The organism is Marivita sp. S0852, from assembly GCF_046591575.1.
Taxonomy (GTDB): domain Bacteria; phylum Pseudomonadota; class Alphaproteobacteria; order Rhodobacterales; family Rhodobacteraceae; genus Marivita.
The window spans coordinates 1-20,441 of sequence record NZ_JBIQWA010000004.1 but is presented as its reverse complement, the minus strand read 5'-3'; the positions used below and the strand labels follow the sequence as shown (position 1 = coordinate 20,441).

The window sequence follows — 20,441 nt, the reverse complement described above, 5'->3', positions numbered from 1 at the left end:
CCAGATCGTCTGCGACATAGATATGCGGCAAAAGTCCCATGTTTACCCAAGAATTCGCGTCACCATCTCGTCGGTGTCGCGGCTAAGCGCGGGCTTGTTCTTCAGCCGCTGCAACTGTTCCTGGATCAGTGATTGGCGGTCGGCGTCATAGCGTTTCCACGTCTGGAACACGGAACACATCCGCGCCGTTGTCTGCGGGTTTTTATCATCCAGCTTGATCAGCCAATCCGTAAGGAACGCATATCCTGCACCATCCTTTCGGTGGAACCCGGCGTGATTCATCGCAAATCCACCCATCACGGCGCGGAACCTGTTGGGATTGGTCCAATCAAATGCCGAATGCTCGGTCAGTCGGCGGGCCACATCAACCGCACTCTCTGGTCGTGCTACACCGACTTGAATGCCAAACCATTTGTCCATCACAAGGCGGTCGTCTTTCCACTGGTCATAGAAAGCCTGTGTTGCCGCAGCCCCGTTGCCGGAGCGCAAAAGCTGTGTAAAGGCGGTGATTTGCAACGTCATATTGTCGGCATTGTCATATTGCGCCTGTGCGGCAGCGCCACCGTCAAGCACGGTTTGTAGTGATAACAACGCGGCAGCAAGGCTGCGCTTGCCGGATTGATGCGCGTCAGGGGAGTACGGGTCTGTCACTGCGACGGCGCGCATCGCGTCACCGATCCAAGCTTTCCAGCGATGCGCGATATGTTGTCTTAGGCTTTCTGTTGCATCCCAGATCGCATCTGGATCTGGTGTGACACCTCGGTCGAACAAAACTTGCGCCAGTTCTGACTGTGTTGGTCCGGCCAGCATGAGGGCCCGGAAAGCGGGATCAAGCGTTTCGGTGCGCACCACTTTTTCAAGGGCGTCAAGCCAGGCATCATCATGTGGTGTGCCCTCTGTGATGGTGGCGACCAGACTTTCACGACACAGGTTGCGACCGGCTTCCCAACGATTGAACGCATCCGTGTCATGCGCCAATAGAAATGCCCGCTCTTCCCGGCTGCTCTCGCGGTCAAGAACAACAGGTGCGGAAAATCCGCGCAGGATAGATGGAACCGGTTTGGTTGCCAGCCCGTCGAATGAAAAGCTTTGTGTCTCTGCCGTCATCTCTAGGATTTGCGTGGGGGTCACCTCATCGCCATTGGGATTCAGCAAGCCAACCGCAATCGGGATAACCTTGGGGTCTTTTACATCCTGTCCGGGCGTAGGCGGCGTGTTCTGTGTAAAGGTCAGGATATAGGTCCCATTTTTCCAGCTGTCCGAAACGCGCAACCGGGGCGTGCCAGATTGCGAATACCAGAGTTTGAATTGGCCAAGATCGCGACCGGTTGCATCCTCAAAGACCTGTAACCAGTCCTCAATGGTGCATGCCTGCCCGTCATGGCGGTCAAAATATAAATCCAGAGCGTTAGAATAGGCCTCATCCCCTACCAGTGTTTTCAACATACCGATCACTTCGGCACCCTTTTCGTAGACGGTAGCGGTGTAGAAATTGTTAATTTCCTGAAAACTCTCCGGCCGCACCGGGTGGCTGAGCGGCCCCTGATCCTCGGGAAACTGCCGCGCGCGCAGGTCGATCACATCCGAGATCCGTTTCACCGGTTCCGAGCGCATATCCGCTGTAAACTGCGCATCCCGGAACACTGTCAGGCCTTCTTTCAGGCACAGCTGAAACCAATCCCGGCAGGTGATTCGATTGCCGGTCCAGTTGTGGAAATACTCATGCGCAATTATGGCTTCAATTCTTTCGAAATTTCCGTCGGTGCTTGTCTCGGGCGATGCCAGAACGCAGGAGGAATTGAAGATGTTTAACCCTTTGTTTTCCATCGCACCCATGTTGAAATCATCCACGGCAACGATGTTGAAGATGTCGAGATCATATTCGCAGCCGTACTTTTCTTCGTCCCAAGCCATTGATTTTTTTAGCGCTTCCATCCCGAACGCGCATTTGCCTTCATCGCCCGGGCGGACCCAGATGTTCAGCTCGACCTCTTTGCCGGACATGGTGGTAAATCTGTCGGGATGGTTCACCAGATCCCCGGCCACCAAAGCGAAAAGATAGGCCGGTTTTGGCCACGGATCATGCCATTCCGTCCAGCCTTCACCTTGGTCCTTGGGATTTCCATTGGATAGCTTAACCTTTTCGTCACCTTCGATGCGTACCGTGAACACACTCATCACGTCCGGGCGGTCGGGATAGTATGTGATCTTGCGGAAACCTTCGGCCTCGCATTGCGTGCAATACATGCCGTTGGACATATAAAGCCCTTCCAACGCGGTATTGGTTTCGGGGCTGATCTCGACCTCGGCCTCCCAGACGAACGCGCTGTCCGGCACGTCGCACCGCAGCCCGTCATCGCTCACCACCGGCGATACTTCGGTGCCGTTGATCCTTGCCCATTTCAGGTCAAGCTCTTCACCGTGCAGGAAAAACGTTTTGTCCGTGGCGTCAGGGTTCGGCGTAAACGAAATCTTGCTGATCACCCGCGTCGCTGTCGGAGCAAGGCGGAACGTCAGATGCACGCTGTCGACGGTAAAGCCGAAAGGCGTGTAATCGCTCAGATAGATTGTGGTAGGGGCGGCATCTTTCATAAAGGGCTCCGGTCTGGTGTCTGCGATTAAGGTAAGGTGTAGACCGGGTTCGCAAAGAAGGAAAACGGGTTGCGGGCACGCAGCGATGTCAATGGGACCCTGACGCCTGCACTGGTCTTACCTTACCTTTGCCGAACGAATGGACCTGTTCAAACGCCGCCCTTCCCCTATTTGCTGCCACATGACGACACTTGTTTGGTTCAAACGCGATTTGCGCATAACGGATCACCCGGCATTGGCCTGGGCGGCCGCGAAGGATGCGGTTTTGCCCGTGTATCTCCTAGAGCCGGAATACTGGGCATTGCCGGACATGTCGGGCCGGCAGTATGCGTTTTTGCAAGAGTGTCTGAGCAGTTTGCGCCGCGATCTGCGCGGCCTTGGCAGCGATCTTGTCATCCGCGTCGGCGATGCGGTTGAAACGCTTGATCAGCTGCACAGGACCGTCGCCTTTACCCAGATGATCAGTCATGAGGAAACTGGAAATGCCTGGACGTTTGCGCGCGACAAATCCGTGGCGCTGTGGGCCAGAGCGCAGGGAATCGAGTGGACCGAAATGCCGCAATGCGGTGTGGTGCGGCGGCTTGATGGCCGCGATGGATGGGCGAAACATCGCAATCGCTTTGTATCTCAGCCCCAGCTTGACCCGCCCAGAGCTCTGCCTCCGGTATCGCTGGCGTCCGACCCGGTCCCGGTTCTGACGGCACAGGACCCCTGTCCCGATCGGCAAAAGGGCGGGCGCGAACACGCAATGTCACATCTTGGTGGTTTTTTGGCCGAACGGGGCCGAACATACCGCAAAGACATGTCCTCGCCGCTGGACGGGGCCATTGCGTGTTCCCGGCTCAGCCCGCATCTGGCCCTTGGCACGGTGTCCGTCCGTGAGGTCAGCCAAGCCTGCGCGGCGCGCCAGCGCGAGGTCAAGGGCGGGCCGCGGGATGGCTGGGCCGGTAGCCTGAAATCCTTTCAATCCCGCCTTGCCTGGCGTGACCACTTCATGCAAAAACTCGAGGACGAGCCCGCTCTGGAGTATCGCTGCCTGCACCGTGCGTATGAAGGCATGCGCCCGCTCGAACCGGACCGCACACGGCTCGCCGCATGGGAGGCTGGCGAAACCGGGATGCCATTCCTTGATGCGTGCATGCGGTCGCTTAAGGCCACAGGCTGGTTGAACTTCCGGATGCGGGCCATGGTTGTCGCAGTGGCCAGCTATCATCTCTGGCTGGATTGGCGCAGCACGGGGCGGCACCTGGCGCGGATGTTCACCGATTACGAACCGGGCATCCATTGGTCACAAATGCAGATGCAATCCGGCACGACAGGCATCAACACACCGCGTATTTACAATCCGATCAAGCAGGGCGGTGATCAAGATCCCACTGGTGTTTTCACCCGCCGTTGGGTTCCGGAACTGGCGATGGTGCCGGACCAACATCTGCACGCGCCCTGGATGTGGGACGGGGCAGGACAGGTCCTTGGCAAAACATACCCCATGCCGATTGTCGATGTCGCCCAGGCGGCGCGGGTCGCACGCCAAAGAATTTTCTCTCTGCGCGGCAGCGCCGACCGCACCGAGACGCAGCGCGTCATTCACAAACATGCAAGTCGCAAAGACAGTGCGGGGCATTTTGTGAACGACCGGATTGCGGACAAACCCAAGCGCAAACCGCGTCGTTCTGCACCCGAGGACAGTCAGTTGAAACTTGATCTTTGATGGCCAGACACCGCAAGAAATCCGACCTGCCCAGCAAAACCTGCGCGTCATGTGGCTTGCCGTTCACCTGGCGTAAAAAATGGGAAAAGGTCTGGGACGAGGTACGATATTGCTCTGAACGGTGCCGACGTACCGGAAAAAAGCGGCCACAGCGGTAGTCCCGAAAAATACCCGCCCGACGCGGTTGCGGTCCAGGTGCTTTCTTCCTAATGGAGCACCACGGTATACAAACGATAGGAGACGCGGCATGGCCACGCGGATTGAACGCCACGGATTGCAGGTGGATCAGGTGTTGCACGACTTTGTCGAGGGTCAGGCATTGCCGGGCACCGGCGTCGAGGCGGATGCGTTCTGGACGGCGCTGTCAACACTTGCGCACGAGTTTGGTCCAAGAAATGCAGAGCTTTTGAAGATCCGGAACAGCCTCCAGACGCAAATCGACGACTGGCATATCCGTCACCGCAACCAGCCCCATGATCACGAAGCCTACAAGGCGTTCCTGACCGAGATTGGCTATCTTTTGCCCGAAGGCGACGGGTTCGAGATTGAAACGGCCAATACCGATCCGGAAATCGCGACGGTCCCCGGCCCGCAACTGGTGGTGCCGATCACCAACGCCCGCTACGCGCTGAACGCCGCCAATGCCCGCTGGGGCAGCTTGTATGACGGGCTGTATGGCACCGATGCCATGGGATCGCCCGCACCGAAAGGCGGGTATGACAAGGGCCGGGGCGCGCGTGTTGTCGCACGGGCCCGCGTGTTCCTCGACGAAGCGTTTCCGCTTGACGGAACCAGCCATGCCGACGCGCGTCGTTACTATGTGCATGACGGGGTCTTGCTGGTGGACGACATGCCGCTCACGGACCCATCGAAATTTATTGGTTACACGGGCCATCCCAAAGCCCCGGATGCGGTTTTGTTGAAAAACCACGGGCTGCACGTTGAACTGGTCTTTGACCGAACCCATCCGATCGGCAGCCGCGATCAGGCGGGTCTGGCCGATGTGCGTCTGGAAAGTGCCATCTCGGCCATCATGGATTGCGAAGATTCGGTCGCCTGCGTGGATGCCGAAGACAAGACATTGGCCTATTCCAACTGGCTTGGCTTGATGAAGGGCGATCTGTCCGAAAGCTTTGAAAAGGGCGGCCAGACTGTGACCCGGGCGCTCAATCCAGACCGCACATACACAGCGCCAGATGGCGGCGAGGTGACGATCAAGGGCCGTGCGCTGATGCTGGTACGCAATGTCGGGCATCTGATGACCAATCCCGCGATCCTGCTGCGCGATGGCTCGGAAATCTTCGAGGGTCTGATGGACGCGATGATCACCGCGCTGATTGCCAAACATGACTTGGCCAAGACGACAGGCCTGCGCAATTCGCATACCGGATCGGTCTATGTGGTCAAACCCAAGCTGCACGGACCCGCCGAAGTGGCGTTTGCCGACGAAACATTCACCTTTGTCGAACAAGCGCTGGGCCTGCCGCAATATACTGTCAAGCTGGGCATCATGGACGAAGAACGCCGCACATCGGTGAACCTCAAGGAATGCATCCGCGCCGCCAAGCACCGCGTCGCGTTCATCAACACGGGCTTTCTGGACCGCACCGGCGACGAGATCCACACCTCGATGGAGGCCGGCCCGTTCAGCCGCAAGGATTTCATCAAGCGCAAGGCCTGGATCGGCGGCTACGAAGATCGCAATGTCGATATCGGGCTCGAATGCGGCTTGTCCGGCAAGGCGCAGATCGGCAAGGGCATGTGGGCCATGCCCGACATGATGGCGGCGATGATCGAACAAAAGATCGCCCATCCACAGGCCGGCGCGAATTGCGCCTGGGTGCCATCGCCCACCGCCGCAACCCTGCATGCGCTGCATTACCACAAAGTGGATGTCTTTGCGGTTCAGAACAAACTCCTCCAAGGCGGACGCCGCGCACATGTGGACATCATCCTCGACATTCCGCTGGCCAGCTATCGCAAATGGAACAGCGCACAAGTCACCAGAGAAGTCGAAAACAACGCACAGGGCATTCTGGGATATGTGGTGCGCTGGATTGATCAGGGCGTCGGATGTTCCAAAGTGCCCGACATCAACAATATCGGCCTCATGGAAGACCGCGCCACCTGCCGCATCAGCGCGCAACATATCGCCAACTGGCTGCACCACAACATCGTGACCCGGGACGAGGTGATGTCGATCATGCAACGCATGGCCAAGGTCGTCGACGATCAGAACGCAGGCGATCCGAATTACACGCCAATGGCACCGGGCTTTGATGGCATCGCCTTCCAGGCCGCCTGTGACCTGGTCTTTGACGGCCGTGTGCAACCGTCGGGCTATACCGAACCGGTCCTGCACCAACGCCGCCTCGAACTCAAAGCCGCTGGGTAATCCTGCCGTTATCCGGTGTTTCTTTGGGCAAAAAATACCTCGGGGGCGTGGGGGCAGCGCCCCCACCTGATCGGATCGGCCCAGGCCGATCCGAAAACACCCGCCACAAGCAATTTTTGCATTTGCGCCCCCAATCCCCCCCGCGTATAGAGACGGTCAGGCACCTGTAGCTCAGCTGGATAGAGCGCTGCCCTCCGAAGGCNGGTGTTTCTTTGGGCAAAAAATACCTCGGGGGCGTGGGGGCAGCGCCCCCACCTGATCGGATCGGCCCAGGCCGATCCGAAAACACCCGCCACAAGCAATTTTTGCATTTGCGCCCCCAATCCCCCCCGCGTATAGAGACGGTCAGGCACCTGTAGCTCAGCTGGATAGAGCGCTGCCCTCCGAAGGCAGAGGCCAGAGGTTCGAATCCTCTCAGGTGCGCCATCTCGCATTTTCCCATGTTAAAATCCGCTAAAGCCTTGAAAGGTAAGGCTAAATTTGGTGTTCGAACTCCTTTTTTCCGGCAGTACGAAATCGGCTCCAAAAAGGCCAGTCTGAGCACCGTTCTTTTCATCAATAGATCGGCATTTTTCCAAATATTCCAAGGGCTTGCCAGAAATTGCAGGGCGTGTTCGAACGAGTCCTCCAGGGTGTTGGTCGGTTTGCCCGTATTTGCTAGTTTTTCGGACAGAACCAGCTTCTCACGTTCCAGCTTCGAAATGCGCTTCTCATAGGCCGCAATGACAGTCGGGCTGTCTGCCTCCACAATCCGATCAAGAAGCTGTTCGACCTTCTTCTCCACCTCAGCGATCTTTGAACGGTAGGCGTGTTTCACCTCATTGCCCTGAGCGATACGCATTGCCCAAGCGTCCTTGAACATCGCCTTGACGAGCGTGAACAGGCCTTCTGTGGGCTGCAAGCCCTTCAGAACGCCTTCAAACTCCCCTTCAATCTCTTCGCGCCTGATGGACTTGCGATAGCTCGCACAGCCTTTCTTCGGGCAAAGATAGTAGGGATATTTCTGTTTCTTTCCCTTCGACCAGCACGCCGTGAGTGCCGTTCCGCAATCATCGCAAAGCACAAAGCCTCTCAACGGGAAATCCGCGTTGATGTCTTTGCGTGCAGGCGCACGTGCCTTGCCCTTCAAGCGCTCCTGAATACGTTCGTAGGTCGAAAAGCTGATAAGCCCCTCGTGTTGACCTTTGCGAAGCGAGACACCCCAATTTGGGGCTTCCACATAGCCCGCATACACAGGTCGCGTCAGAATCTCCGCGATCCGTTGATTGCGGATTTCACCCGTCTGGGAATCTTTCGGAAACGATGGCTGCCGCTCTAGAAAGCGTCTGACTTCGGCCTGGGTTTCAAACCGACCGTTTGCAAAGCCTTCCAGTGCTTCCTGAAGCACTGACGCGTTCGGTTCGTCGCGCACCAGAAGCTTGCCATGCCCGCTCACGCGTTCGTAGCGATAGCCGATAGGCACAGCGAAGACCCAATAGCCATTTTGCACACGCGCGCGCATTCGATTGACGGTTTGCTCGCCGTTCTTTTGGCGTTGGTGTTGCGAGACGGACGCAAGCAGATTCTCAACCAGCTGCGAGTCGGAATCCTCGCCGAACTCAATTGACGGGCTCAAGAGAACGCCGCCGACTTCGCTGATCTGAATACGCAGCTCAAAATGCGCCATCAAGCCGCGTGCGAGGCGGCTGATATCATCAATGATAACAGCCACAGGCTCGCCACGCTGCGCGCGCAGGAATGAAAGCATGGCTTCCATTCCCGGGCGTGTCGCCATCCCGCCTGACGTGTCATCCTGAAATACCTTCACCACCTCAAGGTTCTTGTATTTCGCGAATTCCCGGCAGCGGGTTTCCTGTGATCCAAGGCCATCGCCACGCACCGTTTGTTTAGTGCTGGAAACGCGGCAATAGATGACGGCCCTGGATGCATCTATTTTCTTTTTCTCAATATTCATCATGACTCATCTCTTTACTGGGGCTGGTGCTCCAATTCATCTTGTTCATCGTTGTCGGAATGCTCCAAATATACATCAGAAACGATGGAAGGCGCGTCAGAAATGGCTTTTTCGTCATTCTGTCCACACACTTCCTGGAGCGGATGCACGCCGAAGCCGAGATCGACAAAACAAACGACGATTGACCATAGGGCCTCGATAAAGGCCTGTTTTTGCTCGTCTGTCATGTCAGTATCATCGAGATAGGATTGATACCTCTCGACATCGACCGTCAGAATCGGGCGCGCGTGCTCACTGAAGGCAAAGCTCAACTCGCCCTTTTTGTCATCGTGTATATTCGTCATAGTTACATCATCTCTACTTATCGAGATGTCCCTATATTTATATTTTACCATAATCCGCTGTAACCCTACAAATTCTGCGGGTTAGAACGGAATGTCGTGGTCGAGATCAGACAAAAAGCCCGACCGTAGGTTTGCGCGTTCGTCCTCACGGATCACCCTTTCGATCAGCGCTTCGAAGTCGTCATAGTGACTGTGGGCAATGCGGTCATAGGCATTGCGAAGCTTGTGATCGAAACCCGCGTTCATGACCTGCTTAGTGGTCAGGTGCAGGCTGTCATCATGCGGATTGTGCAGACGTCGCAGCAGCTCAAGCTGACGCGTCTGAAACGGGCAGAACTCAAACGTGTGGGTGTAGGTCTTCATCGCATCGTATCCTTTGATCGGGTTACTTGATCGGCATGAGCCGGATGAGGTCGCAGCGTTCGCCGACGTCAGGACGATCCGTCCGTCTGCCCTGGAAGCCGTAATAGGCGCACCACGAGATTTGCCGACATTCGCTCCACGCGCTGTGGCGCGGATGCGCGCAGCCATATTCCCAAGCAACATGCGGCGTGCCGAAGGCGAAGCCCGCGAGCGTGAGAACGCCGACCCCGATGGAAGCCGGGTGCATGATGAGGCGAAGGGCAAACTTGCCCATCGCACCCCCAACGCTGCCGCCTGCTTTCTTGCGCCTGCGATTCTGGCCGACCACTTCAATCTTTCTGTTTGTCATTGTCTTGTCCTCACTCGTCATCGTTTTCGCCGCGTTGGTTCAGCCCGTAGCGAAGGCTGAACAGTGGTTTTGGTTTCGGGTAGTCGCCCTCGACGGGATTGCTTTCAGCCCAGCCCTGCCAAGGGTCGACGAACCAGAAGGGCGGGCGTTGCGCGCGGATCGGCTTTCCGCCGCCTGCAAAGATCAGCTGATCAGATCGATCCATCTGCATGATCTCTTCAGGGCGCATGAGCGGTTGACCCGTCTCGCCAAGGCTTTCGCCGATATCCTCATCTTCGGATTTGCCGAGGTTCAGCGAGCGTGTCTTGACCGTCCGCTGCCCCATCCGTTTCGAGAGCTTTTCTGCGAGGTCATGATCGTTGACCGCGAAGAATTGCTGCACTTCGGATTGCGAGAGGATCGTCTTCGCGGTGTTCGGGCCATAGAGCCTTGTCAGCTCCGCGAGCTCCTGCACCACCATCCAGAGCCGAATACCGAGACCGGGCAGTCCCGTGAGGTTTCCCGCGAGCCCGTCGAGCTTGCCGAGGTTGGCGAACTCATCGAGCATGAACAGAACCTCGCCCGCGCCATCCGCCCGCGAGACCGCCGAGATGGCTTCATTCACGATCAGCCCGAGTGCTGCGCCGTGCGAAGCAATGCGTTCTTGCGGAAAAGCCAGATAGACACTGACATCGCCGTTCTTCAGATCGGCCAGATCAACGCCCGATCCGCTCACGGCATCGGCCAGATAGCCGCCCGGTGCATAGACATCGAGCGCCTGCACAGCGCCCGTCCGAAAGTCCGCAAACTGGTCCGGGCTATCTTCCATTGTTGCGAGCAGATCGTCCGCGAGCTCCGACAGTACGCCGCCCAGAACCATCGATTCGCGCGCCTTCGTACCAAGCTCGCGCAGCTTTCTTTGATTGGCCAACACGCGCCATACTTCGGGCAAGGTGCAGCGCTCAGGGTGCAGCATTGCCAAAGCCAGAAGCACAAACCGAATGGCGGTTCGCGACCCTTCGCGGAAGAACCTGTTCTTCTGATCTTCCGGCTCAGGCAAAAGCTGCAAGGCAATGGCCTTCACTTTGTCGGTGAGGCCGCGCTGAAGCGTGACATCGCTTGCCAGATAGATCAGCTCTTGCAGCGGATTGATCCGCTGTTGCGGCAGGCCGTTCAGCCCCCAAGGGTTGAGAACCACAACCTTCTGCCCGAAGCGCTCCGCGCGGTGCTGCGCCGTCACTGCGGCCAGCTCGCCCTTGGGATCGGTGACAATGACCGCGCCCTGAAAGTGCAAAAGGTTCGGAATCACTGTCCCGATACCCTTGCCTTGCCGTGCGGGCGCAACCGTCAAAAGGTGTGACTTGCCCGAGAAGAAAAGCGGCTCGCCATCGAGCGTGCCCAAATAAAGCCCGTTCGGATCGAGCAGCCCCGCAGCTTCACAGTCATCGAGCGAAGCGAAATCCGCCTCGCCATAAATGCCGCTGGTGACTTCGGCCTGATCGCGGCGCTGTTTACGCGCCGCCGCATTCATCATGCCGACCAGACCCGAGAGCGTGTTGAGCCCGCCAGCACCGCCAAGGAGCGTCAGGAAAAGCTGCCCGCCCGCATCGGGCGTGCCAAGCACTTCTGGCGCACCAGCGGCCAAGGCCATCATGGAGACGCCAAGCACAACCTGCCCGAAGGGTAAGCCATCTTTGTTTTGCGGTTTCGTTCCAGCCATTGGTTTTCTCCGGCAGTTCAGGCGCGACATGCGCCCAGACGATTGCTGGAAAAATGCAGGAAAGCGGCTAGCCTTGTCCTGGACACAAGCTGGACACGGACGAAAGAAGCCCGCCAATGGCCGCGCCAATCACTGCCTATTCAGACGAGGAACGAGACCGATTGCGCGCAGCGTTGCGGGCTTACGCCGATCATTATGAGCTGAGTCCGCAGCAGCTCTCAGACCGGATTGCCGAGGCGACCAGATATGCGATGGCGTTCGAAGGCGGGCGCAAGCGCGTTGATCGTTTCTTGAAGAACAGTCATCGCCAGACCGACGATTTCATCGCAGCCGTTGCGGCGTTCCTAGGAAGTGTCCCGCCGCCAGATGTGCAGGAGATGGCGGCAACGCTTGCCCATTTCTTTGCAAGGCCGCTACCGAGGCCGATTGCTCTTGAAGAGCTGGAAGGGCGCTATCTTGCGTGGGGCAGTTTTGCGGTACGGGATGAAGCCAAAGACCCCATTGGTGAAGTCACCGTTTTCGACGGCTTTTCATTCGCGCCATCGCCCATCGAGAATCTGGACGCAAAATTCGCTTATGCGGTGATCGAGATGAAGCCGTTTGAAAAGTCGGATGCGCTGATCGTATCGGAGGCGATTATCAACCCCTCGCTCGATCCCACCATCGAAAGCTTTCCTGAGACGCTACCCGCGCCGAGTGAAGCGGGCATCATCACCGCCTTTGGCTTTTCGGATCGCGAAGTCCCGCGCTACTTCATGACAACGCGCACCATGCTTGAAACGCGCGTTTATCGGCTCTTTCGAAAAGAGGCTGATCCGTTGATCTTGCGCGGCGAAATGACGTTTCACGGCGGCATCGGGCGTACGCAGAACAATTCGCACGACGACCCGCTGCATGCCGATTGCACGATTGAGCTTGTCAGGATCACTGAGCCGGGTCAGAGCCAAGACGAAGCCTTATGAAATAAGGGTTCGAAGTTTCTCCCGTTTGCTCTATTGAGATTGTCGCTTCGGGTTCGAACTTTCTCTCGTTACCTGTCAAAACCGCAAATAATGGCGTGTTTTCCGACACTGCAAGATGTGTTTTGTAGTACAAAACATCTTGGCAAGGGGCTCGCTGCGCGCCCCCGTTGCATCCCCCAGGCCGTGGCTTCGGTCAGGCATTGAGCCTTTTGAAGCCAAAAACGTATCGCCGTTTCACCACTCGCAAGGAGACTTCGCTCTCCCTGCACCCATCGATCCTTTCAGGAAGATCAGGGGCTTTCGCGCCCCCTGAACCCCACTCGCAGGGCTTGGAGATTTGCCTCTCCACCTGCACCGAACCATGCACAATCGACCGCTCGATTGATCCCCGATCAGGGGCGCGTTCCTGCTCCCCCGATACCCCCCATGACCATTTCATGGAGACCAACCCTTCGCGGTTTGGATGCGCGCCATGTCATGGAGACGATTTCATCGAGACCAATCGCCGCCGATTGGATGCCGCCATCTTACCGAAGATAGATCACGGAACCTCCGACTTCCGCCAGCCTCTATTCCGAAAACCAACAAACAAAGCGCACGTGAAAAATGCTTCACAAATGTGTATCCATTGGCTACACTCTTGCGCATGAAAGACGTTGGACTTCGCATCCGCATCGACCGTGAATTGCGCGAAGCTTTTCTCAAAGCCTGCAAGGCCCAAGACAAGCCCGCCGCTCAGGTGCTCCGTGAATACATGCGCGATTACGTGCGTAAGGCCGATCTGTCGAACATGCGAGACGACATGACGAGCAGGAAGAGGCGTACATGACCGACATTAAAAATCTAGGCGGCTTTGTGTGGTCGATTGCTGAAATTCTGCGTGGAGATTTCAAGCAGTCCGAATATGGCAAGGTCATGCTGCCCTTTGTTGTTCTACGCCGTCTCGACTGCCTCCTTCAGGACAGCAAGCAAGCTGTTCTCGAAGCCGGGAAATCGCTTCCTGAAAACGCCGATGATGCCACACGCGACATGATCCTTTTTGGTGCGGTAGGTGGTAATGTGAAGGTCTATAACCTTTCGCGCTTCACCTTCGAAAGCTTGAAAGGGCAAGACCCTGGGCAGCTCCATCAAAACCTCATCGATTACATCACGAAGTTTTCGCCGAATGTACGTGATATCTTTCTCGACAAGTTCCGTTTCACCGATCAGCTCAAGCGTTTGAAGGATGGCGGCATCCTCTGGAACGTTTTCGAGCGCTTCTGCGAAGTCGATCTACATCCTGACACCGTTTCAAACTTAGAGATGGGCTATCTCTTCGAAGAGCTGATCCGTCGCTTCTCAGAGATGTCGAACGAAACCGCAGGGGAGCACTTCACCCCGCGCGAAGTCATTCGGCTGATCGTCGATCTGCTCATTGCCAACGACGACGCGAAGCTTACAGGGCGCGGCATTATTCGACAGGTCTATGACCCTGCCTGCGGAACAGGCGGCATGCTGGCCCTTACCGAAGAGGCACTGAAGGAGTTCAACCCCTCAATCCGCGTGGAGCTATTCGGTCAAGAGCTGAACGATGAGTCCTTCGGCATTTGTAAGTCTGACATGCTGGTGACAGGTCACGACCCCGAACAGATCGCTTTCGGGAATACGCTCACGCAGGATGCGCATGCGGGTAAGAAGTTTCACTACATGCTCTCCAATCCGCCTTACGGAGTGGACTGGAAGAAGTATCAAGAACCGATCAAGGCGGAAGCTGAGAATATGGGAATGGGAGGCCGCTTCGGTGCGGGTACGCCCCGTATCTCGGACGGCCAGCTTCTCTTCCTTCAGCACATGATTTCCAAGATGCGCGACGATGAGGACGGTTCGCGGATCGGTATCGTCATGAATGGCTCGCCACTCTTCACGGGCGGCGCACAGTCCGGCGAAAGCGAAATCCGCCGCTGGATGCTCGAAAACGATTGGGTTGAGGCTGTCGTCGCGCTACCAACTGACCTTTTCTACAACACAGGCATCCAGACCTATGTCTGGCTGCTGACCAATCGGAAGCCCAAGCACCGCCAAGGCAAAGTCCAGCTCATCGACGCATCTGGCGAGCGGTTTTGGTCCAGCATGCGTAAGTCCCTCGGCTCCAAACGTCGCGAAATTACCGACGAGGCGCGAGCAGAAATTGTCCGTCTCTATGCCGACTTCCTCAATGGCGAGAGCGGTCAGGATGATGTTTCAAAGATTTTTGAGACCACCGATTTCGGCTACCGAGAAATTCGTGTCGAGCGCCCATTGAAGCTGAATTTTCAAGTGTCGGACGAACGGCTCGCACGCCTGAGTGACTATAAGCCCTACACAAAGTTGGAGAAGGCCGACCAAAACAATATTGAGGCTGCGCTTTCGGCCATCGGTGATCAACTCTTCACCAATCGGGATGCCTTCGAAAAAGCACTGTCCAAGGCCTTGAAAGCCACTGGATTGAAGATCGGCGCACCGATCAGGAAAGCAATCTTGGCTGCGCTTTCGGAGCGTGACGAAGACGCCGACATCTGCACGGACAAAAACGGCAGGCCGGAACCCGATACTGAACTGCGTGACCACGAGCTTGTGCCCCTGAGTGAGGATTGGCACGACTACATGGAGCGCGAGGTTCTGCCTTTCGTGCCTGACGCCTGGGTCGATCAGAGCCACACAGACGCACGCGACAAGCAGGTCGGACGCGTCGGGTATGAGATCAACTTCAACCGCTACTTCTACTACTATGTGCCGCCCCGCCCGCTCGAAGAGATCGACGCAGAGCTAAAGGCGCTCGAAGCTGAGATCGCTGGGCTCCTGAAGGAGGTGGCAGCGTGAGCGAACTCCAGACGTTTATAGCTGCAAGAACACCTGCGGGATGGGAAACCCGCCCGTTGTGGTCACTTTTTCGAAGACAGAAACTCACTGGCTTTGCCGATGAAGAATTGCTCTCTGTCTATCGCGACTACGGTGTCATTCCCAAATCCTCGCGGGATGACAACCACAACAAGGAATCTGATGACCTATCGGGTTATCAGCTCGTTACGGAGGGATCGCTTGTCACAAACAAGATGAAAGCGTGGCAGGGCTCTATAGCAATTTCTCGCTATCGAGGGATCGTTAGCCCAGCATACTATGTGTACAAACCGCTTAGTGAGGAATGTGACCAGTTCTTACATTATCTTCTGAGAAGTGATCCTTACATCGCGCTCTATGGGCGTATCTCAAAAGGTGTTCGTGTGAACCAGTGGGATTTGGAACACGAAGCTCTTCGTAACGTCCCTGTGATGCTCCCCGGCCTTGAAACCCAAAAGGCCATTGTTGATTTTCTTGACCGAGAAACCGATCGCGTCGACCAACTGATCAAAAAAAAGCAAGAACTCCAATTAATCATCCAATTAAAGTCTCAAGCCTTACTTGAAAGATACTTCACTTTTGGTTTGGTCGCCGACCATCAGCGAAAGGCCACAGGTCTGCCTTGGTTACCTACGATACCTGAATCTTGGGGAATTACCGCCATCAAGCGAGTGGTCAAAGTCAAAGACGGAACCCATGAGACTCCGAGCTATGTAGATGCTGATGAAAAATCATTCCCACTAATCACATCAAAAGATTTCATTGGTGATTCGATAGATTTCACGAATGCAAAATATATAAGCGCCGAGGATCATGATTTAATTTATCGCCGCTCAAATACTGAGCAAGGAGACGTTCTGATGTCAATGATCGGAGGTAATATCGGAAAATCAATTATTGTGATGGACGAACGTAAGTTCTCTATAAAAAATGTTGCCCTTTTCAAGACTGGAGGCAATCAGCAGCTGGCCAAACAAATACTCCTATTCCTGCGTAGCCCGCTTTTTAACGAGCAGCTCCGACTTATCGGACGAGGCGGAGCTCAAGATTTCATAGGTCTTGGCGACATTCGCAATTTGATGTTTCCAATAATTCCGGAGGACGAACTTAAGGAATTAATTACTGAAGCCAATGCCAAGATACGTGATCTCAGCAAAGTCGTTGATCACGTTCAGTTTTCGATCTCGCGCCTACATGAGTTTCGCTTAGCACTGATCACCGCCGCTGTCACGGGCCAGATCGACGTGGAAACCTGGGGCAAGCAGGGGCAGACCGACCGCGGCCTTGATCAGATTGAAGAGGATATAGCTCTTCGGGAAGCGCGCGTATGACTGAACACGCCGCCTCAAATCTACATAAAGAGGATGTTCTTCAGGAGCACCTGATCGAAAGCCTTGTTTCAACCCAAGGCTATCTTCGTCGTGTCGGTTCCGAAAAAAGCCGTGGTTACGCAGGTGAAATCCACTTCGACAAGCCGCTGGCGATGGATCGCGAACTTGTCATTCGGTTTCTGAAAGAAACGCAGGCGGAAGCTTGGGAAAAGCTTGAGCAGCATTATTCGGGTTCAGCCGAAGATGTTTTGTTCAAGCAACTCGACAAGGCGCTCAAAGATCGCGGCCTGTTGGACGTGCTCCGTCAGGGGCTAAAGATCGTTCCAGGCATCCCCTTCGTCTTCTGTTATTTCCGTCCAGCGAGCGGCTTAGAGCCCAAACGCATCGCCGAGTATGAGGCGAACATTCTCAGCGTGATGGATGAGGTCGTCTACAGCCAGAAGCACGGCAACCGGATTGATATCGTCCTCTTCCTGAATGGTCTGCCCGTCGCGACGATTGAAGCCAAAAATCTCCTGACAGGCACGACGTTCAGGCATGCAGAAAAGCAGTACCGCTCTGATCGTTCGCCCGCGAATGAGCCGCTACTGACGTTCAAGCGGGGCGCGCTCGTTCACTTCGCTATTGATGAAGACAATGTGTCGATGACCACGCGGCTTCAAAACGGCAAGACGCGATTTCTTCCGTTCAATCGGGGACGTGACGGCGGCGCGGGCAATCCCGATGTCGAGAGCGAACACCGCATTGCTTACCTCTATGGTGACGGCGATTGGGGTTCGGCTATCTTCTCCCGCTCGGTCCTGATCGACATCATCGGCCAGTTCATGACCTTGGAGGTGAGCGGCAAGAATGAGGTGATGATCTTCCCACGCTTCCAGCAGCTCGATGCGGTAAGGAAGATCATGACGCATGCCCGCGTGAACGGCGCGGGGCAAAACTATCTCGTTCAGCATTCGGCAGGCTCAGGCAAGTCCAACACCATTGGCTGGCTCGCTCACCATGCGATCAATCTGCACGATGCAGATGACGCCCAGGTCTTCCACACCGCAATCATCGTTACGGATCGTATCGTTCTCGACCGCCAGCTTCAAAGTACGGTTTCGCAGTTCGAACAGACGCAAGGCGTCGTGAAAAAGATCGACGGAACATCCCGACAGCTAAAGGACGCCATAGCGAAAGGTGCGCGGATCATCGTCACGACGATCCAGAAGTTCTCGACCGATCACCTCAAGGCTCTCTCAGGTCAGAGCGAGCGGAACTTTGCGGTCATCATCGACGAAGCCCATTCGAACCAGTCCGGCAAGGCGGCGCAGTCAATGACAGATGCGCTTACGCGCGAAGCTTCATCGAGCGATGACATCGAGGACCTGATTGCGGAATATCAGAAGGCGCGCGGACCGCAGTCCAACATCAGCTTTTTCGCCTTCACGGCTACCCCTCGCAATGTGACGCTTGAGCGGTTCGGAGTGCAAGGCCCCGACGGTCTGCCTCATCCGTTCCATCTCTATTCGATGCGGCAGGCAATCGAAGAGGGTTTCATTCTGGACGTGCTCCAGAACTACATGACCTACAAGGCTTACTATCAGCTAGAAAAGACCATCGAAGATGATCCCGAGCTGAGCGGGCGGCGCGGGCAACGCAAAGTGGCTCGGTATGCGAACCTTCACGCGACAGCCATAGGGCAGAAGGTCGAGATTATCGTTGAGCACTTCCGTCGCCACGTCATGGGGATGCTCGCAGATCAGGCCAAAGCCATGATCGTCACCCAAAGCCGCGAGCATGCATTGCGTTATTACTTTGGGGTGAAGAAATACATCCGGGAACAGGGCTACGGAGACCTGAAAGCACTTGTTGCTTTCTCCGGCGATCTCGAACTGGATGGAGAGACCTACACTGAAGCCGATCTGAACGACTTCTCGGAAACCGAGCTTCCTGGCCGCTTCGACGGGTTCAAGCCAGACGGCACGCCGTACCCAGAGACCTATCAAATCCTGATCGTCGCTGAAAAGTATCAGACGGGCTTCGATCAACCCAAGCTTTGCGCCATGTATGTTGATCGCAAACTCGCAGGTCTTCAGGCAGTGCAGACACTCTCACGCTTGAACCGCACCCGAGCCGGCAAGGATCAGACATTCATACTCGATTTTCAGAATACGATTGAAGAAATTCAGACCGCGTTCAAACCCTTCTTTGAAGCGACAACCGTCGAGGCTATGTCCGATCCGAACATGGTGTACGACCTTGAGGGGCGGCTCTATCGCTTCGGCTATCTCGACAAAGAAGAGATCGAGCATTTCGCGCAGACCTACTTTAAGGGACCGCTCAGCGGAGCTGATCGCGTGCAGCTCGAAGGCCTCGTCAAACATGCGGTCGCGCGGTTCGAAGCAGATGACGATGAGGGGCGGCAAGAAGAGTTCCGCCAGCTCTTGAAGAGCTTCGGACGCTTCTACAGCTTCATCGCGCAGATTATGCGTCTGGAAGACACAAGCCTTGAGAAGCTTGCCACCTATGGCAACTGGCTATCGCGGCTGCTGCCGAACCGTGAAGTGCCGCCCGAGATCGAGATCACCGACGACATGCTACGGCTCCAGGCTTTCAAGGTCGTCGAGAAAGAGGCTGGCAGTGCGTCACTCGGCGCAGGCGACACTGAGGCACTGAAAGCCATCAGTGAGTTTGGTGCAAAGCCATACACGGAAGACGAAAAGAAAGAGCTGTCTGAAATCGTACAGGCGTTCAACGACCGTCACGGCACAGATTTTTCGGAAGCTGACATGATCCGCTTCGAACAAGTTAATCGCGATATCATGGACGAAGACATGACCGAGATGCTTCGGAACAATCCTCCCGATGTCGTCTATGCTGCGTTCCGTGATGCTTTCTTCCAAGGCGCTATTCGCATGTTCCAGCGTGACAATGAAATGAAAAATATCGTTCTGACTGACGCTGAAGCGCGGGACAAGGCAACACGCCATTTCTTTAACCGTGCACTCAGAGAGGCGAGGGAAACTGAAACTAGAGGGGTGCGGTAGTTATGAGCATGGATTTTTCGAAACTCGGTAGCACAAAGAAGACCGCGGCACCGCGGGACCCAATCAAGATTTTCGAAGCGCTACCAAGCCTCAAGGATACACCCAATGATCTTTGGCGCGGTCAAGCGCAAGCACTGTCGGAATGGCATGCTGCGCGTGACAATCACGATGTTCTGATTTCTCTGAACACTGGCGCGGGCAAAACCATTGCAGGGCTTTTGGTGGCACAGTCTTTGGTCAATGAGGGCATCCCGAATGTCGTCTATGTTTGCTCAACTATTGATCTCGTGAACCAAACGGTCCGAGAGGCTGAGAGGATTGGGATTGCTTGCACAACCAGAACAGCGGGAAATTTTAGCAATGACCTATTTGAATCGGAAAAGGCGTTTTGCGTCACGACGTATCACGCGCTGTTCAACGGTTTCAGTGCTATTCGGCGAAAGCACTTTCCTGGCGCAATAATTTTCGACGATGCTCACGTCGCTGAGGGTATCCTCCGAGATTCCTTTACGATGCGTGTTACGCTTCGAGGTGAAGAAGAATTATTCAATGAAATTAAGAGCTTGTTTGAGCCTGCTTTTCGGGAGATCGGGAAGTTGGGTCAATTCCGTGACGCGTGCGGCCTCGAACGCCACAACACTGCATTTGTGCCACCTCGCTATCTTCAAGAACGAGCCGAAAGATTACGAGAAATCCTCCTTCGCAATGGTGTTCAAGGTAAGCGGTGCGCCGGTCACACGGGCTTGGGATAGTTCCAGGGAAGCAACTTGTTGATGTCGTTTTGTTTGTGTCCGCCAGCGATGGCTGTCAGGACAGTGGACAGATAGCCATGGGGCTCGATCCCGTTGAGTTTACA

Annotated in this window: 15 protein-coding genes, 2 tRNA genes and 1 pseudogene; 11 read left to right on the top strand and 7 right to left on the bottom strand. The window is 55.7% G+C overall.

Translation table 11 applies throughout. The features are described from left to right. Positions 1–42: 42 nt before the first annotated feature. On the bottom strand, positions 43–2,592 hold the full coding sequence (gene pepN / locus ACG74X_RS09155) for an aminopeptidase N (protein ID WP_411234249.1): 2,550 nt from the start codon (positions 2,590–2,592) through the stop codon (positions 43–45). A gap of 181 nt (positions 2,593–2,773) precedes the next feature. On the opposite strand from pepN, the gene ACG74X_RS09150 reads away from it, so the two are divergent. From ACG74X_RS09150 to ACG74X_RS09130, 5 genes are all read left to right on the top strand, one after another. Next, positions 2,774–4,303, top strand: a complete 1,530-nt coding sequence (locus tag ACG74X_RS09150; RefSeq protein ID WP_411234247.1) for an FAD-binding domain-containing protein — start codon at positions 2,774–2,776, stop codon at positions 4,301–4,303. Next, the gene (locus ACG74X_RS09145; protein WP_411234246.1) at positions 4,303–4,461 is read left to right on the top strand and encodes a DUF2256 domain-containing protein; all 159 of its coding nucleotides are present in this window, start codon (positions 4,303–4,305) and stop codon (positions 4,459–4,461) included. Before ACG74X_RS09150 ends, ACG74X_RS09145 begins: the two co-directional genes overlap by 1 nt. Positions 4,462–4,550: 89 nt before the next feature. Beyond that, positions 4,551–6,698 carry a malate synthase G gene (locus tag ACG74X_RS09140; RefSeq protein WP_411234244.1) on the top strand — a complete coding sequence of 716 codons (2,148 nt, stop codon included), beginning with the start codon at positions 4,551–4,553 and terminating at the stop codon, positions 6,696–6,698. 160 nt (positions 6,699–6,858) lie between these two features. Further along, positions 6,859–6,935: transfer RNA gene (locus tag ACG74X_RS09135), tRNA-Arg, on the top strand. A gap of 112 nt (positions 6,936–7,047) precedes the next feature. Further along, a tRNA-Arg gene (locus ACG74X_RS09130) sits at positions 7,048–7,124 on the top strand. A gap of 493 nt (positions 7,125–7,617) precedes the next feature. Here ACG74X_RS09130 and ACG74X_RS09125 read toward each other — a convergent pair. The 5 genes and pseudogenes from ACG74X_RS09125 to ACG74X_RS09105 all read right to left on the bottom strand — a co-directional run. Then, a pseudogene (locus ACG74X_RS09125) lies at positions 7,618–8,652 on the bottom strand (recombinase family protein); the annotation flags it as partial. Between the two features lie 14 nt (positions 8,653–8,666). Continuing rightward, positions 8,667–8,996, bottom strand: a complete 330-nt coding sequence (locus ACG74X_RS09120; RefSeq protein WP_411234242.1) for a hypothetical protein — start codon at positions 8,994–8,996, stop codon at positions 8,667–8,669. An 81-nt stretch (positions 8,997–9,077) separates the two neighbouring features. Then, positions 9,078–9,359: a hypothetical protein gene (locus ACG74X_RS09115; RefSeq protein ID WP_411234240.1), complete on the bottom strand. Its 282-nt coding sequence runs from the start codon at positions 9,357–9,359 to the stop codon at positions 9,078–9,080. Between the two features lie 22 nt (positions 9,360–9,381). Beyond that, positions 9,382–9,708 carry a hypothetical protein gene (locus ACG74X_RS09110; RefSeq protein WP_411234238.1) on the bottom strand — a complete coding sequence of 109 codons (327 nt, stop codon included), beginning with the start codon at positions 9,706–9,708 and terminating at the stop codon, positions 9,382–9,384. 10 nt (positions 9,709–9,718) lie between these two features. Beyond that, entirely contained in the window at positions 9,719–11,221 is a 1,503-nt protein-coding gene (locus ACG74X_RS09105; RefSeq protein ID WP_411234236.1) for a type IV secretory system conjugative DNA transfer family protein, read from the bottom strand. A 302-nt stretch (positions 11,222–11,523) separates the two neighbouring features. Between ACG74X_RS09105 and ACG74X_RS09100 the strand changes: the two genes are divergently transcribed. From ACG74X_RS09100 to ACG74X_RS09075, 6 genes are all read left to right on the top strand, one after another. Further along, the gene (locus ACG74X_RS09100) at positions 11,524–12,369 is read left to right on the top strand and encodes a hypothetical protein (protein WP_411234234.1); all 846 of its coding nucleotides are present in this window, start codon (positions 11,524–11,526) and stop codon (positions 12,367–12,369) included. Between the two features lie 646 nt (positions 12,370–13,015). Continuing rightward, positions 13,016–13,198, top strand: coding sequence for a hypothetical protein (locus ACG74X_RS09095; protein ID WP_411234232.1), 183 nt, complete (start codon positions 13,016–13,018; stop codon positions 13,196–13,198). Continuing rightward, positions 13,195–15,207, top strand: coding sequence for an N-6 DNA methylase (locus ACG74X_RS09090; protein ID WP_411234230.1), 2,013 nt, complete (start codon positions 13,195–13,197; stop codon positions 15,205–15,207). Before ACG74X_RS09095 ends, ACG74X_RS09090 begins: the two co-directional genes overlap by 4 nt. Beyond that, the gene (locus ACG74X_RS09085) at positions 15,204–16,556 is read left to right on the top strand and encodes a restriction endonuclease subunit S (RefSeq protein ID WP_411234228.1); all 1,353 of its coding nucleotides are present in this window, start codon (positions 15,204–15,206) and stop codon (positions 16,554–16,556) included. The genes ACG74X_RS09090 and ACG74X_RS09085 overlap by 4 nt, the downstream gene beginning before the upstream one ends. Continuing rightward, positions 16,553–19,585, top strand: coding sequence for a type I restriction endonuclease subunit R (locus ACG74X_RS09080; RefSeq protein WP_411234226.1), 3,033 nt, complete (start codon positions 16,553–16,555; stop codon positions 19,583–19,585). Before ACG74X_RS09085 ends, ACG74X_RS09080 begins: the two co-directional genes overlap by 4 nt. 2 nt (positions 19,586–19,587) lie before the next feature. Next, on the top strand, positions 19,588–20,337 hold the full coding sequence (locus tag ACG74X_RS09075) for a DEAD/DEAH box helicase family protein (RefSeq protein WP_411234224.1): 750 nt from the start codon (positions 19,588–19,590) through the stop codon (positions 20,335–20,337). On the opposite strand, the gene ACG74X_RS09070 is transcribed toward ACG74X_RS09075, so the two are convergent. After that, a partial coding sequence (locus ACG74X_RS09070; protein WP_411234979.1) for a transposase domain-containing protein occupies positions 20,319–20,441 on the bottom strand: 123 nt, incomplete at its 5' end. The genes ACG74X_RS09075 and ACG74X_RS09070 overlap by 19 nt on opposite strands.